The sequence below is a fragment of the Sphingobacterium kyonggiense genome (genome assembly GCF_039536825.1).
Classification (GTDB): domain Bacteria; phylum Bacteroidota; class Bacteroidia; order Sphingobacteriales; family Sphingobacteriaceae; genus Sphingobacterium; species Sphingobacterium kyonggiense.
Map to the genome: position 1 here is coordinate 283,272 of NZ_BAAAZI010000006.1, position 13,879 is coordinate 297,150.

Annotated in this window: 12 protein-coding genes; 4 read left to right on the plus strand and 8 right to left on the minus strand. The window is 39.2% G+C overall.

Features of this window, described 5'->3' with window-relative positions; all coding sequences use genetic code 11:
• The first annotated feature begins 54 nt into the window (after nucleotides 1–54).
• Complete coding sequence (locus ABD676_RS06065) at nucleotides 55–1,893, plus strand: UbiD family decarboxylase (RefSeq protein ID WP_344673702.1); 1,839 nt, start codon at nucleotides 55–57, stop codon at nucleotides 1,891–1,893.
• A 686-nt stretch (nucleotides 1,894–2,579) separates the two neighbouring features.
• A complete protein-coding gene (asnB, locus tag ABD676_RS06070; protein ID WP_344673703.1) occupies nucleotides 2,580–4,274 on the plus strand; it encodes an asparagine synthase B in 1,695 nt (564 codons plus the stop codon).
• 93 nt (nucleotides 4,275–4,367) lie between these two features.
• Here the strand turns inward: asnB and ABD676_RS06075 are convergent, their stop codons facing one another.
• The 6 genes from ABD676_RS06075 to ABD676_RS06095 form a co-directional block, all read right to left on the minus strand.
• Nucleotides 4,368–5,123: an SEL1-like repeat protein gene (locus ABD676_RS06075; RefSeq protein ID WP_344673704.1), complete on the minus strand. Its 756-nt coding sequence runs from the start codon at nucleotides 5,121–5,123 to the stop codon at nucleotides 4,368–4,370.
• A 73-nt stretch (nucleotides 5,124–5,196) separates the two neighbouring features.
• Nucleotides 5,197–5,865 carry a lysoplasmalogenase gene (locus ABD676_RS06080; protein ID WP_344673705.1) on the minus strand — a complete coding sequence of 223 codons (669 nt, stop codon included), beginning with the start codon at nucleotides 5,863–5,865 and terminating at the stop codon, nucleotides 5,197–5,199.
• Nucleotides 5,866–5,876: 11 nt separating this feature from the next.
• Entirely contained in the window at nucleotides 5,877–7,313 is a 1,437-nt protein-coding gene (locus tag ABD676_RS06085) for an amino acid permease (RefSeq protein WP_344673706.1), read from the minus strand.
• 195 nt (nucleotides 7,314–7,508) lie between these two features.
• Nucleotides 7,509–7,655, minus strand: a complete 147-nt coding sequence (locus tag ABD676_RS18190) for a FeoB-associated Cys-rich membrane protein (RefSeq protein ID WP_425565271.1) — start codon at nucleotides 7,653–7,655, stop codon at nucleotides 7,509–7,511.
• Nucleotides 7,656–9,758 carry a ferrous iron transport protein B gene (gene feoB, locus ABD676_RS06090; RefSeq protein ID WP_344673707.1) on the minus strand — a complete coding sequence of 701 codons (2,103 nt, stop codon included), beginning with the start codon at nucleotides 9,756–9,758 and terminating at the stop codon, nucleotides 7,656–7,658.
• Complete coding sequence (locus tag ABD676_RS06095) at nucleotides 9,758–9,997, minus strand: FeoA family protein (RefSeq protein ID WP_344673708.1); 240 nt, start codon at nucleotides 9,995–9,997, stop codon at nucleotides 9,758–9,760. The genes feoB and ABD676_RS06095 overlap by 1 nt, the downstream gene beginning before the upstream one ends.
• 109 nt (nucleotides 9,998–10,106) lie before the next feature.
• Between ABD676_RS06095 and ABD676_RS06100 the strand changes: the two genes are divergently transcribed.
• Nucleotides 10,107–10,580 (plus strand): MarR family winged helix-turn-helix transcriptional regulator, encoded by a 474-nt coding sequence (locus tag ABD676_RS06100; RefSeq protein WP_344673709.1) that lies wholly within the window; start codon nucleotides 10,107–10,109, stop codon nucleotides 10,578–10,580.
• Here ABD676_RS06100 and ABD676_RS06105 read toward each other — a convergent pair whose 3' ends face one another.
• Nucleotides 10,581–11,444: a ZIP family metal transporter gene (locus ABD676_RS06105; RefSeq protein WP_344673710.1), complete on the minus strand. Its 864-nt coding sequence runs from the start codon at nucleotides 11,442–11,444 to the stop codon at nucleotides 10,581–10,583. It lies immediately after the preceding gene.
• The gene (locus tag ABD676_RS06110) at nucleotides 11,437–12,042 is read right to left on the minus strand and encodes a phosphatase PAP2 family protein (RefSeq protein ID WP_344673711.1); all 606 of its coding nucleotides are present in this window, start codon (nucleotides 12,040–12,042) and stop codon (nucleotides 11,437–11,439) included. Before ABD676_RS06110 ends, ABD676_RS06105 begins: the two co-directional genes overlap by 8 nt.
• 259 nt (nucleotides 12,043–12,301) lie before the next feature.
• Here ABD676_RS06110 and glmM point away from each other — a divergent pair, with 259 nt between their 5' ends.
• Nucleotides 12,302–13,684, plus strand: coding sequence for a phosphoglucosamine mutase (gene glmM, locus ABD676_RS06115; RefSeq protein ID WP_344673712.1), 1,383 nt, complete (start codon nucleotides 12,302–12,304; stop codon nucleotides 13,682–13,684).
• Nucleotides 13,685–13,879: the final 195 nt, after the last annotated feature.

The window sequence follows — 13,879 nt, forward strand, 5'->3', positions numbered from 1 at the left end:
AACTTTCAATATTGCCTTCTTTCCATTACATTTGTAGCTATTTGAGCATACAATATGGGATATAAAAGTTTACGCGCTTGTGTTGACGATCTAGAGCAGCACGGGCATCTGATCCGTATCAAGGAAGAGATAGATCCTTATTTGGAAATGGCAGCTATACATATGCGTGTTTATGATGCGCAAGGCCCTGCTTTATTTTTCGAAAATGTTAAAGGTTCTAAATTTCCTGCAGTTTCCAACCTTTTTGGAACCTTAGATCGATCGAGATTTATGTTCCGTGACAGTTTAGATCATGTCAAAAAATTAGTTGATGTTAAAATGAACCCTATGTCCGTATTGAAAAATCCTTTTCAATACGTAGGTTCTTCTATGGTCGCTTTAGGTGCTTTACCATGGAAGAAGAAAGCAGGGGCGCCCATCCTGTATGGGCAAACAAAGATTTCAGAACTCCCACAAATTGTTAACTGGCCTATGGATGGTGGTCCTTTTGTGACCATGCCGCAGGTATATACGGAGGATATCAGCAAACCTGGAATCATGAATGCGAACCTAGGCATGTACCGAATTCAGCTTGCTGGTAATGATTATATTCAAGACCAGGAAATAGGTCTACACTATCAATTACACCGTGGTATTGGTGTACACCAGACTAAAGCAAATCAATTAGGTAAGCCATTGAAGGTCAGTATTTTTGTTGGTGGTCCTCCATCACATCCGCTTTCTGCGGTTATGCCACTTCCAGAAGGATTATCGGAGATGATCTTTGCCGGTACCTTAGGCAATCGTAGATTCCGATATTTTTATGATGAGGAAGGATTTTGTATTTCTGCTGATGCCGACTTTGTGATTACCGGAACGGTCTATCCAAATGAAAATAAACCAGAGGGACCCTTTGGCGACCATATAGGTTATTACTCCTTGGTTCACCCATTCCCTTTGATGAAAGTGCATAAAGTTTACCACCGTAAAGATCCAATCTGGTCATTTACCGTCGTTGGTCGACCACCACAGGAGGATACTAGTTTTGGTGCCTTGATCCATGAAATCACAGGCAATGCCATTCCACAGCAAATACCAGGACTTCATGCAGTGCATGCGGTAGATCCGGCAGGGGTGCACCCTCTGTTATTTGCTATCGGTAGTGAGCGATACACCCCATACCAAAAGGTAGAACGTCCGCAAGAGGTATTGACGATTGCCAATGTGATTCTTGGTACCAACCAATTAAGCTTGGCGAAGTTTTTATTTATCTCTGCATTTGAGGACAATCCAAAATTGGATATCCACGATATTAAAGGCTTCTTTACCCATATTTTTGAACGCATTGATTTAACGCGTGATTTACACTTCTTGACCAATACCACCATCGATACCTTGGATTATACCGGAGATGGACTGAATTCAGGTTCTAAAGTGACTTTTGCTGCCGTGGGTGATAAAAAACGAGAGTTAATCACTGAATTGCCTGCAGATTTAGATTTACCAAGACCATTCCAGCATGCGAAATTGGCATTACCGGGGATCATCGTTGTTGATGGAAAATCTTTCAGCTCATACCAAGAAGAAAGCCAAGCGATTGAATATTGGGCAGAAGCGGCAAAAGACCTGAATTGGGAGGGCATTCAATGTATTGTCCTTGCTGATGATGCCGAATTCGTTGCTGCCAATGAAAACAACTTTGTTTGGGTAACTTTCACCCGCAGTAACCCTTCTCATGATATACATGGAATCGGTAGTTTCACCAACTTCAAACATTGGGGATGTACCGGTCCGGTTATCATCGATGCACGAAGTAAGCCACATCATGCACCTGATTTGATCAAAGACGAAGCGGTAGAAAGTCGCGTAGATCAGCTTGCTGCAAAAGGCGGTTCTTTGCACGGCATTATTTAATACCAGAATGGATTAATCTCCCAATCCGACCCGAGATATTGATGGGTATTCTAAAACCTTCCTTGTAAGCTTTTAGAATACCCATTTTTTATACATTTAAAAATTAGCTTCCTGAGAATTTTTTGGATTATTTTCTTTCTTTTTCCATTCTTTCCCAACCTCTTTTCATAGCTTTCTGTCTCTACACACAATACTTTTTGCATCTTTTTCAGATGTCTTTTGTCTGGTGTCAAACCGTCTCTCACAAGGGTTTTCTTTGACACTCTTTCGGATCTCCTTCGGAACTCCTTCGGATCTTGTTCGGATCTCGTTCGGTTCCGACCGAACGAGATCCGAACAAGATCCGATTTAGATAGGGAGAAAATCCGTTAGAATATCGAAGGAATATAGTCCCAAAATAGAAGTTGATACAACCTTATATCGAACAAAGCAAAAAGCAGAAATAGAAATAAAGTTCTGTTTGCTAAAATTTGAAATTGTGTTATTAGATAGTTTGAATCGCAAGATGCAGGATGTTAAAATATTAATCAAATGGAGTTTTCGGTGAGTGAATTGCAATATATAAAATATTTTATTGATAAATATTCAATAAAAATTAAATAAAATTATGAAATTAATTATTTAATGATTTACTTTGTGTCATTATATCAACAAAAGGATTAAAACATTAGCAAATTTTAAATATTATGTGTGGAATAATAGGAGCATTTGAAGTAAAGCAGCCCATATCGACATTAAGGTCTCAAGTATTAGAAATGGCGAAGCGTATTCGTCATCGCGGACCCGATTGGTCAGGTATCTATAGTTCAGAACATGCGATCTTAGCTCATGAGCGTTTAGCGATCGTAGATCCAAAATCAGGCAGTCAGCCGTTATTCAGTCCATGTGGACAAGTGGTTTTGGCAGTAAATGGAGAGATCTATAATCATCAAGCCTTACGAAATTCACTTCCACACTATGACTTTCAAACAGGTTCAGATTCAGAGGTTATTTTAGCTTTGTATCTGGAGAAAGGTCCTGCATTTGTTGAAGAATTGAACGGTATATTCGGATTTGCGCTTTATGATGCTCGGGAAGATGCTTATTTCATTGCACGAGATCATATGGGTATTATTCCCTTGTATTGGGGTAAGGATGAATGGGGACAGGTATTTGTTGCCTCCGAGTTGAAATCTTTGGAAGGATTTTGTACAGAAATAGCTCAGTTTCCTCCCGGACATTACGTGTATAGCAAAGAATCTGATCATCCTAAAAAGTGGTATCAGCGAGACTGGGAGCAATTTGCTGCCGTTCAGGACGCTAAAACAGATTTGGCTGTTCTACGTCAAGGATTAGAAGATGCTGTTCATCGCCAATTGATGTCCGATGTACCTTATGGGGTACTATTATCCGGGGGATTGGATTCTTCGGTCATTGCCGCTATCACCAAGAAATATGCTTCGAAACGTATCGAAAGTCAAGATCAGGAAGAAGCTTGGTATCCTCAATTGCATTCATTTGCTGTCGGGTTAAAGGGTTCACCCGATTTAATTGCGGCACAAAAAGCAGCTGATCATATCGGTACCATTCATCATGAAGTAAACTTTAGTATACAAGAGGGGTTAGATGCCATTCGGGATGTGATCTATCACTTGGAAACTTATGATGTGACCACTATTCGTGCCTCTACACCGATGTATCTCTTAGCAAGGGTAATCAAGTCCATGGGGATTAAAATGGTTCTTTCTGGGGAAGGTTCTGACGAGTTATTTGGAGGTTATTTATATTTCCATAAGGCACCGAATGCCCAGGAATTCCATGAAGAGACGGTTCGTAAACTGAAGAAGTTATACTTATATGATTGCCTACGTGCGAATAAATCTTTAGCCGCTTGGGGTGTGGAAGGAAGGGTGCCTTTCTTGGATAAGGAATTTATGGATATCGCGATGGGGATCAATCCACAGGATAAAATGATTAGCGGAGAGCGTATGGAAAAATGGGTTGTTCGGAAAGCCTTTGAGGATTATCTTCCAGAAAGCATCGCTTGGCGTCAGAAAGAGCAGTTTTCAGATGGGGTGGGCTATTCATGGATCGATACGCTAAAAGCACAGGCAGAAGAATTGGTGAGCGATACGGATTTTGAAGTTGCCGCTAGTCGTTTTCCGATCAACCCGCCAAAGAACAAAGAAGAGTATTTATACCGTAGTATTTTTGATCAACACTTTCCTTCAGACGCTGCAGCATCTACCGTGCCCTCTGTAAAATCGGTAGCTTGTAGTACGCCAGAAGCCTTGTTGTGGGATGCTTCATTCCAAAACTTAAACGACCCTTCAGGACGTGCAGTGGCTTCGGTGCATCAGGAGAGCTATGAAAAATCAAAAACTGAATTATATAGCAAATAGAACCTTAAATAGCATTAACTAATAAAATAAAAAAGGCTGATCAATATATTAGATCAGCCTTTTTATGGTTAATATATTGGTTTTTAAAATCGTTTATTTCATCTTTTTGATAATAGATTCAACCCGATTATAGGCTTCTTGAGCTCCGTCAAGCTTGTAACCAATACCTGCGGCATAATATTTTTTTGCTTTAAGAATATCTATGGAGTTAAATTTGGTCCCTTTCTCATACATACTTCCTAAGAGCATAACAGCGTCAATAATATCGGCATCATGTGCTTTTTCAAGCCAAACAATTGGGTCGTCTCCCGATTCACTTTTAATTAACATGACATAGGCTGTCATCAAATAGGATATCGGTATTTGTTTCAATCTTGCTATTTCAAGATAATTTCTTAATCTTTTCTGGTCTACTGCTGTACTATCCTCAAAGTATAATTCAGAAAGATATTGAATATCGAGAGGCGTTACAGACTGATACAAGAGTTCTTCAAGCTGTTGGGCAGATTTTTTAAGGTTTTTTGGTTCTCCATGACCTAAATAAGCCATCATAGCTAAGTTGGTTTTTGCTTCGGAATAGCCTGCATTTGAAGCTTGAGTAAACCACTTCTTGGCTTCCACATAATTGTTTATTTTATATTCTGGATAACTGTAAACGATGCCCAAAGCATCCATACTGGAAGCACAGTTCTTGGCAGCACCTTTTTTAAAGCCTATAATTGCCTCATTGATTTTTCCTTCTTTTAAGGCTTTTCTTGCGGCATTGCAATCTGAATGATCATCGACAACCTGGCTATAACCCATTGTTTGAATAAAGCAGACAAGAAAGAAAATTCTTAGATATTTCATACTAATATGCGTTAGGTTTAGTAAAGGTAGGGGCAATAGTAGTCTGGAAAAATACCCAAAATTGGGTATTTTGTTATGAAATCCGTGGCTGATGCTTAGTGGAGCCTACTGTTATGAGGTATTGAGCCAACATGTACGTGCTCATAATCATGAGCGCAGAATTGGGAACATAAGCCACGAATTTGTTAATGGCTAAAAGGGAGTCAGATGCAATAAAGAAAAGAGCACCTAAGAAGATGTATAGAAAACTCCAGAATGTGGTCTTATTTTTTCGGGTATAGGCGAATAAGGCCATTGTGGCAATCACCAGGATATAGGCAATCACTGGAATCTTTAAACTGCCTAGACTTGGCGATAAGACCTTGTAGAGGTTAAAGGAATATATGGCCAGAAAAGTAAGTATGACGATTACATATTTGTTTTTACTAATGTTTTCCTCACTATACTGGAGTAGAAATGCCCAAATATATAATATATGACCGATGAGGAAGCTGACCAATCCAGGGATGAATAGATCGTGCAGCATGAGAAAAATATCACCTAATAAACCAAAGACAAGCCCGAATGCGATAAGTCTATGAAACTTACTTTTTAATCCGGTATTGACAGATAAAAGGACAATTAAACAAAGACAAATAAGTGGTTTTGTGAAGAACCTGATATCATCCCAATACCAATAAATACTCGCCAAGTGGACGAGAAATATAGCCGCAAATAGGATGTGAAAAATCAGGTTCCTCATTCCAGAATTAATTAATTCGGGTTATTTTTCTGGTTGGCTCGATATGCCATAATAAACTTATAAGATATAAAAAGTAGGATCAACCAGATTGGGATAAGCTCCACGGATATTTTTAGTCCGGTAAACCACATCATAACCAATACACCCACTAAGAATAGTAAACTAAAGTAATTGCTAATAGGGTATAGGATGGTTGGGAATTTTGTTTTAACGCCTTCTTTATCCTTTTGTTTTCGGAAAAACATGTGTGTCAGCGTGATCATAATCCAATTGATGATAAGTGCTGATACTACCAGAGACATTAAGATCCCTAAAGCTTCTTCCGGGATTAGTTTATTGATCACCACAGTTATGGCAACGATCGCAGCAGACACCAAAATCGCAGCAATAGGTGAGTGGTTTTTATTCAGTTTTTTGAGGAAGCTTGGCGCATTTCCTTGCTCTGCCAATCCGTAAAGCATTCTAGAGTTTGAATAAACACAGGAGTTATATACAGACAGTGCAGCCGTCAATACGATGACATTTAAAACATTCGCGATGATATTGGTGAAATAAAAAGTACTGCCAAAGAGTTCAAATTGGAAGCCTTTAAGGGTAGCGAATACTTCCACAAAAGGGCTAGTATCCGCGGTAATGGAACGCCAAGGCATTAGGGAAAATAGGATGAATAGTGCACCGACATAGAATACCAAGATTCTCCAAAGAACCTGATTAGTGGCTTTAGGGATATTCTTTTCTGGGTTTTCCGCTTCAGCAGCTGTGATACCAACTAATTCGAGGCCTCCAAAAGAAAACATGATGATCACCAAGGCGGCCAGTAGACCGGAATATCCATCTGTACTATTGCCATTGAGCCAGCCATGGGGGAGGAATCCGCCATCATTGTATAAGTTTTCTACAGTAGCACGTTCCCCTCCATTTCCGGAAATTAGTAGGTAAGCACCGAAGATAATCATGGCTATGATAGCTACTACTTTAATAATGGAAAACCAAAATTCAGTTTCTCCATATACCTTTACCGAGGCCAGATTGATGGCATTGATGATGAGGAAGAAAAACAGCGAAGATACCCAGAGCGGGATATCGGGATACCAGAATTGCACATATTTGCCGATAGCGGTCAATTCGGCCATACTCACCAAGATGTATAGGATCCAATAATTCCACCCGGAGGCAAAACCTGCGAATGGTCCCCAATATTTATTGGCAAATGTACTGAAGCTACCTGAAACGGGCTCTTGAACGACCATTTCGCCCAGTTGTCTCATGATAAAAAATGCAACAAGGCCGGCAATGGCATAGCCCAGAATAACGGAAGGTCCTGCTAATATGGCTGCTTGTCCGACACCTAAAAATAATCCGGTGCCGATGGCACCCCCCAGGGCTATTAATTGAATATGGCGATTGCTAAGACCTCGTTTAAGTTCTTTCTCTTTGTTTTCTTGCACGCTAATTGAAGGTTAATTTTTGCTGTTTAATTTATGGTTTATGGACTGGATAATACGTGGTCCAAGTTATTTGAAAGCACAAGATAATTTTTTCCTTTTATATTTTTAGGAAAATTCCTGAAATAGGCGCTTTAAAAAAACACAAAGGCTCCCTACAGTACTTGTAAGAAGCCTTTGCAAAATTTTGCTATAGTTTTATTTCTTATCTGTACTTGTTTCACAACTGCCGCATCTGCTACATCCTGGAGACTTTTTGTTTTTGGAGAAAAAAGGCTTTGCGATGTAATAAACCGCCCCAATAAAGAGGATGGCAACGATGATGTATTGTATAGTTAAGTTCATTTATTTAATAAGTTGATAGGCTATTAATGCAGCAACATAAGCTAGCCCAGTCATAAATACTGTTTGAATTAGGGTCCATTTCCATGATCCTGTTTCTTTACGAACTACGCCAATGGTCGCCATACATTGCATCGCAAAGGCGTAAAATAGTAATAACGAAATTCCTGAAGCCATATTGTAAGCAGGTTGACCGGTATTGGCATTGACCTCAGAGCGCATTTTGTTTAATAGGGTATTCTTTTGTCCGTCGTCCTCAATGTCCACATCATCACCTAGGCTGTAAACCACAGCCATTGTTCCGACGAAGACCTCACGAGCAGCAAAAGAAGCAATTAATCCGATTCCCATTTTCCAGTCGTAACCTAATGGACGAACAATTGGCTCAATACCCATTCCTAAATACCCTAAGAAGGAATGTTCAAGCTTGTATGATGCAACTTCTTGATCAAAATGTTCGGCTTCTAATGTAGGATTAGCCTGCTGAACATATTCTTCGGCTTTATAGAATTTATCGTTCGGACCAAAGTTTCCTAATACCCATAACACGATGGAAATCATTAAGATAATTTTACCGGCATCAATAATAAATCCTGAAGCTTTATCCCATACATTCGTCACCACATTCTTCCAATCTGGTGTTTTATAAGTTGGCAATTCAAAGATCAAATAGGAGGTGCGAACGCTTTTAATCACTTTATTTAAGATCCAAGCAGATCCTAAAGCTCCGATGATTCCCAATAAATACATCCCAAATAAGGCCATCCCCTGCAAGTTAAAACCAAGGATTTTGGTTTCTGGAATGACTAATCCGATAATAACGATATAGATTGGCAACCTTGCTGAACAGGTCATAAAAGGTGTAACCAACATGGTCAATAATCGTTCTTTAGGGTTTTCAATGTTACGAGCGGACATCACTGCCGGGATAGCACATGCTGCACCTGACATCAATGGAATAACAGATTTACCATTTAAACCAAACGGTTTAAGCCATCTATCCATTAAAAAAACAACTCTACTCATGTATCCGGACTCTTCCATCAGGGATAGGAACAGGAATAAAATGACAATTTGAGGGATAAAGATGACAATTCCACCTATACCTGCAACCACACCGTATATGAATAAAGATGCTAATGGCCCATCGGGCAATACGCTATCTAAATAAGTGGTAATGTCTGCAAACAAGCCGTCAATGGAGTCCATTAATGGTCCTGACCAGGAGAATATGGCTTGGAAAATGATGAATAATAAACCGAAGAAAATCACATATCCCAATACTGGATGCATGAGTAGACGGTCTATTTTACTGGTTGTACTGAGGTTTTTGTTTTCTGATTTTTTTACAATCGCCTCTAGATCCCTGCTGATGCTATCATTACGGATTAGGGATTCCTCTTTCTGCATATCATGCGTTTTCAGCTGATATTTTTCGCGGATATCGCTCAGGTATTTTTTCTGTTCATCCGTAAGGGAAGAGACATTTTCCTGAGCAAGGAATTGCCAGGTTAAGTATTCCGTAGCCAATGGGAATAGGCGTTTAGCTTCTTCCAGAGGCTGTTTGTAATTTGTTGGGATATCAAAAGATCCAAAATAGGAAGGAGGTACCTGTTGAAAAGCATTGATCAGTTCTTCAATTCCTTGGCCTGTTCTTGCATTGGTTTTAAAGACTTTGGTCTTTAGGAAAGCCTCTAGTTTTGGAATGTCCAAGGTCATACCCTTACTTTCCATTTCATCGACCATGTTGATGACAAAGAAGGCGGGGATACCCAATTCACGCGCTTGTTGGTATAAGATAATTGATCTTTTGATGGTTGCAGGTTCTGCAACGACAAGCGTTAGATTTGGGTGATACTTACTGGATTTATCGCTTAGAATTTGGAATACGATTTCCTCATCCAGGGAATTCGGGAAAAGGGTATAAGTACCTGGAAGGTCAATGATGTGGTAACTATTGCCATGAGCTTTCAAGTTACCCTCGCGTTTCTCTACGGTTATTCCGGGATAATTACCAACCTTTTGGTTGAGTTTGGTAAGCCTATTAAAAAGGGATGTTTTCCCGACATTGGGATTCCCTAGTAATACGATATTAAGGTTTTTCATTAAATGTAAGCTGCTGTGATCAATTTGGCTTCGGCATGTCTAATGGCGATCAAGGAATTGTTTTCCAAGATGTTGAAACAAATTGGTCCTTTGAGGGGTGCTTTGTGTTTGATTTCGATGATAGACCCAGGATAGAAACCAAGTTCAAAAAACTTAGCTGGAATATCTATTGAGTCAATGGAAAGAATTTTTACGATATCACCTATTTTTAGTCTGTCGAGGCTAATATTGTTCTGCATTATGGGTTAAAAAATTAAGCAGTTTTCAAAAAAAATCATTATTAGCAAAGATAAATAATTAAAATCTTTTAAATTGCACATTAAGTCACACTAATGTATTATTAAAGTTATGCCAAAGATTGAAGAACTGGTTAGAGTGAAGCAATTCGCTAGTCCTTGGCATCGTGTTACCATTAACGTCATTTATACGAACAATTGGTTAAACGTGATGCTTGAAAAGAGAGCGGGGGCCAAGCAGATCACCTTGCAGCAGTTTAATGTGTTGAGGGTTTTACGCGGTCAGTTCCCCAATCCTGTCACCAACAACTTATTAAAAGAGCGTTTATTAACAAAAACGCCAGACATCTCTCGACTTGTTGACCGTATTGTCAGCAAGGGTTTGGTTTCTAGGACCAAGAACAGCGGTGATAAACGCGCCGTTGATCTATTGATAACAGAAAAAGGTATGCAGTTACTGCAAGAAATCGAACAAGATATGATGCTGGACGATGTGCTTTCCGAAAACCTTAGCATAGAGGAATGTATGCAACTCAGTGAGTTGTTAGATAAATTCCGCGGTTCTAAGGAGCATGTCGATTATTAATTAATGCTCGTGGTCATGGTCATGATCATGGTTATGGTCTGAATGGTCGTGATCATGATCATGCTTATGATCAGAATGCGGTTCCTCAGTTTGGGTAGCTGGGCCATGGTCATGATGGCTATGGTCGTGCGGGAACAAGAAATTTGCCATGGAAACCAATATTCCAGCAAATACAGCCAACATCTTTTTCTTATTGAAAGTATGGTGATCTGCTGATCCCGATTCAAATAAGATGGTGGTGGAAATGTGAAGGAATATACCGATTACTACCGCCATAATCTTATCGAAATATGCTCCGATATTTCCGATTTCTCCTGCACTAATACCCATACTTGTTAGGTATCCTAGCGGAGTCATAGCAGCGAAAATAGCAATAAATAAGGTGATGCTTTGGCGCTTTAACGTGGTGTTGATCAGCAAACTGCCTAAAGCAAATGCAGCAGGTATATGGTGGATAGCAATACCAAATACCAATTCATTACGGTGTCCCGAAGCGAGAGGGAAACCTTCTAAGAAGGCATGCAAACATAAACTGATTAAAATAGCAATCGGAAATGGATGTTTGTGTTCTCCCTTATGCTCGGTATGGATATGCCCATGCTCCACACCTTGAGAGAAGTGTTCCAAGATTAATTGGAAAATGAAACCTCCTAAGATATACATTCCAATAACTTCACCAGATGTTCCGCCACTGTGGTATACCTCAGGGATTAAATGTAAGACCGTGATGGCAAAAAGATACGCCCCACTAAAGGAAAGTATTAACTTGAGTAATGTGGTGTTGTCTCTTTTTACAAAGAAGACGCCAATACCACTGATTAAAGCCGAAAAGAATAAAATGGAGACAATTAGTACACTACTCATGAATTACTTGTGTTTTGTTTATTTGATTGTGTTCGAAAAATTTCGGGTAAAAACGTTTAAATAAATAACCTGTTCCCAAACCAATCAATGTGCCTAATATAGCTCCACAGAGAATATCTAATGGATAGTGCACACCGACATATATTTGAGAAAAACCTATTGAAGCCGCCCAAAGGATACATAGCCAAAGCGTATGTTTCCATTTTCTGCGGAATAAAACGATCCAGAAGAATGCCATTGCAAAATGATTGGTGGCATGAGAGGAGGTGAAACTAAATCCAGAACCGCAGCGAGCTCGAAGGTTGACCTGCTCTTTAAAGACTACATCATTACACGGGCGAACACGCTTTACCGACTTCTTAATTAGATGTGAAGAAGTAGCATCCGATATACCAAAGGTCGCTAATGTACAAGCAACGATCAGGACACCCGTTTTTCCGTAATGTTTGATGAAGAAAATAATTAAAAATAAGTACAGCGGAGACCAGGTATAAGGGTTACGTAGGATAGGCAATAACCAATCAAATACCGGATTACTTAAGCCTTGATTGATGGCTAAAAAGAAGTCTTGGTCGAAAGAAATGATTTTATCTAGCATATTTTACAATAGAATGGTCAAAATTAAACGACCAAATCTATAAAAAAACAACTTTGCATCCTAATACTTTAGCTTGGCTAAAAACCTCCAAAATAGTTGGGTTTATTGACAATGAGACTGTTATGTACTTGTTAACGTCAATTGTCTTATATAAACGAAACAATGTTGCAACAAAAGTAGTTAATATTTTTAAAAAAAGAATAAAAGTGGGTAATAATTATTTTAATAGAGTAAATTTACGGGCATTAAACAATTCAATATGGCATTAATAAAATCTATTTCAGGAATTAGAGGTACCATAGGAGGTAAACCTGGCGACAACTTGACACCGGTCGATATCGTAAAGTTTACCGCAGCTTATGGGAAAATAATAACAGCAAACGCTGCAAACAAAACTATTGTTGTAGGACGCGATGCGCGTATCTCCGGCGAGATGGTTTCTAATTTGGTCATCGGTACGCTTCAGAGCATAGGAGTTGATGTGATTGACTTAGGTCTTTCAACTACACCTACTGTGGAGATCGCTGTTCCAAAGTTAGGAGCTGCAGGAGGTATTATTTTAACAGCTTCGCATAATCCAGGACAATGGAATGCTTTGAAATTACTGAATGAGAAAGGTGAGTTTATTTCGGATGCTGAAGGCAAAGAAGTATTGGCCCTTGGTGAAAGTTTAGATTTTGATTTTGCAGAAGTGGAAGAATTAGGGTCAGTGACCAAGGATGATTCTTTCCTTCAAAAACATATTGAGGATGTATTAGCCTTAGAATATGTGGATGTTGATGCTATCCGTCAGGCAGATTTTAAAGTTGCTGTAGATGCGGTTAACAGCACAGGTGGTACATTTATCCCTGCATTGTTAGAAGCCTTAGGTGTGAAAACGGTTTATAAGATTCATTGTGAGCCTAATGGTCATTTTCCACATAACCCTGAGCCATTAAAGGAGCATTTAACGGATCTTTCAAAAGCTGTAGTGGAAAATAAAGCTGATTTGGGTATTGCCGTAGATCCAGATGTTGACCGTTTGGTATTTATGATGGAAGATGGTGAGTTATTTGGTGAGGAATATACATTGGTTGCAGTATCTGATTTTATTCTTTCTCAGAAGAAGGGAAATACAGTTTCTAACTTATCTTCGACCCGTGCATTGCGTGATGTTACTGAAAAGCATGGTGGTGAATATTATGCTGCTGCAGTAGGCGAAGTGAATGTTGTAACTAAAATGAAAGAGGTTGATGCTGTTATTGGTGGAGAAGGTAATGGTGGTGTAATCTATCCGGCATCTCATTACGGTCGTGATTCCTTAGTAGGGGTTGCTTTATTCTTGACGCACTTGGCGAAATTGGGTAAGAAAGTAACGGAGTACCGTGCGGAGTTACCACAATACTACATGTCCAAAAATAAGATTACTTTGACTCCAGGGTTAGATATTGATAACCTGTTGGCAAAGATGCAAGAGAAACATGCACATGAAGAGCATTCTACAATCGATGGATTGAAGATCGATTTTCCTAATGAATGGGTTCATTTGCGTAAATCGAATACTGAGCCAATCATTCGTATTTATTCTGAAGGTCCAACAGCAGAGGCAGCAGAGGCTATCGCTCAGAAAATCATGAATGAAATTCAAGAAATCGTAGGCTAGTCCTTTCGATAAGAAATACAGAATATTAAAACTCCCAAGATTCAGATCTTGGGAGTTTTTTTATTAGTTGTTTTTTGGTGCAATTAGTGATAGAATAAGTAGATATGTGGGGTGATTGCAGAAGGCTTAACATTTTATAACAGATAATATTAGATAACATTTGTTAACTTGCAAGATATTCTTGTACATATACGT

Excerpts from the sequence above, each read along its gene's own strand:
- ABD676_RS06065 (WP_344673702.1), top strand. The coding sequence starts at position 55 with ATGGGATATAAAAGTTTACGCGCTTGTGTTGACGATCTAGAGCAGCAC.
- asnB (WP_344673703.1), top strand. The coding sequence starts at position 2,580 with ATGTGTGGAATAATAGGAGCATTTGAAGTAAAGCAGCCCATATCGACA.
- ABD676_RS06075 (WP_344673704.1), bottom strand. The coding sequence starts at position 5,123 with ATGAAATATCTAAGAATTTTCTTTCTTGTCTGCTTTATTCAAACAATG.
- ABD676_RS06080 (WP_344673705.1), bottom strand. The coding sequence starts at position 5,865 with ATGAGGAACCTGATTTTTCACATCCTATTTGCGGCTATATTTCTCGTC.
- ABD676_RS18190 (WP_425565271.1), bottom strand. The coding sequence starts at position 7,655 with ATGAACTTAACTATACAATACATCATCGTTGCCATCCTCTTTATTGGG.
- feoB (WP_344673707.1), bottom strand. The coding sequence starts at position 9,758 with ATGAAAAACCTTAATATCGTATTACTAGGGAATCCCAATGTCGGGAAA.
- ABD676_RS06095 (WP_344673708.1), bottom strand. The coding sequence starts at position 9,997 with ATGCAGAACAATATTAGCCTCGACAGACTAAAAATAGGTGATATCGTA.
- ABD676_RS06100 (WP_344673709.1), top strand. The coding sequence starts at position 10,107 with ATGCCAAAGATTGAAGAACTGGTTAGAGTGAAGCAATTCGCTAGTCCT.
- ABD676_RS06105 (WP_344673710.1), bottom strand. The coding sequence starts at position 11,444 with ATGAGTAGTGTACTAATTGTCTCCATTTTATTCTTTTCGGCTTTAATC.
- ABD676_RS06110 (WP_344673711.1), bottom strand. The coding sequence starts at position 12,042 with ATGCTAGATAAAATCATTTCTTTCGACCAAGACTTCTTTTTAGCCATC.
- glmM (WP_344673712.1), top strand. The coding sequence starts at position 12,302 with ATGGCATTAATAAAATCTATTTCAGGAATTAGAGGTACCATAGGAGGT.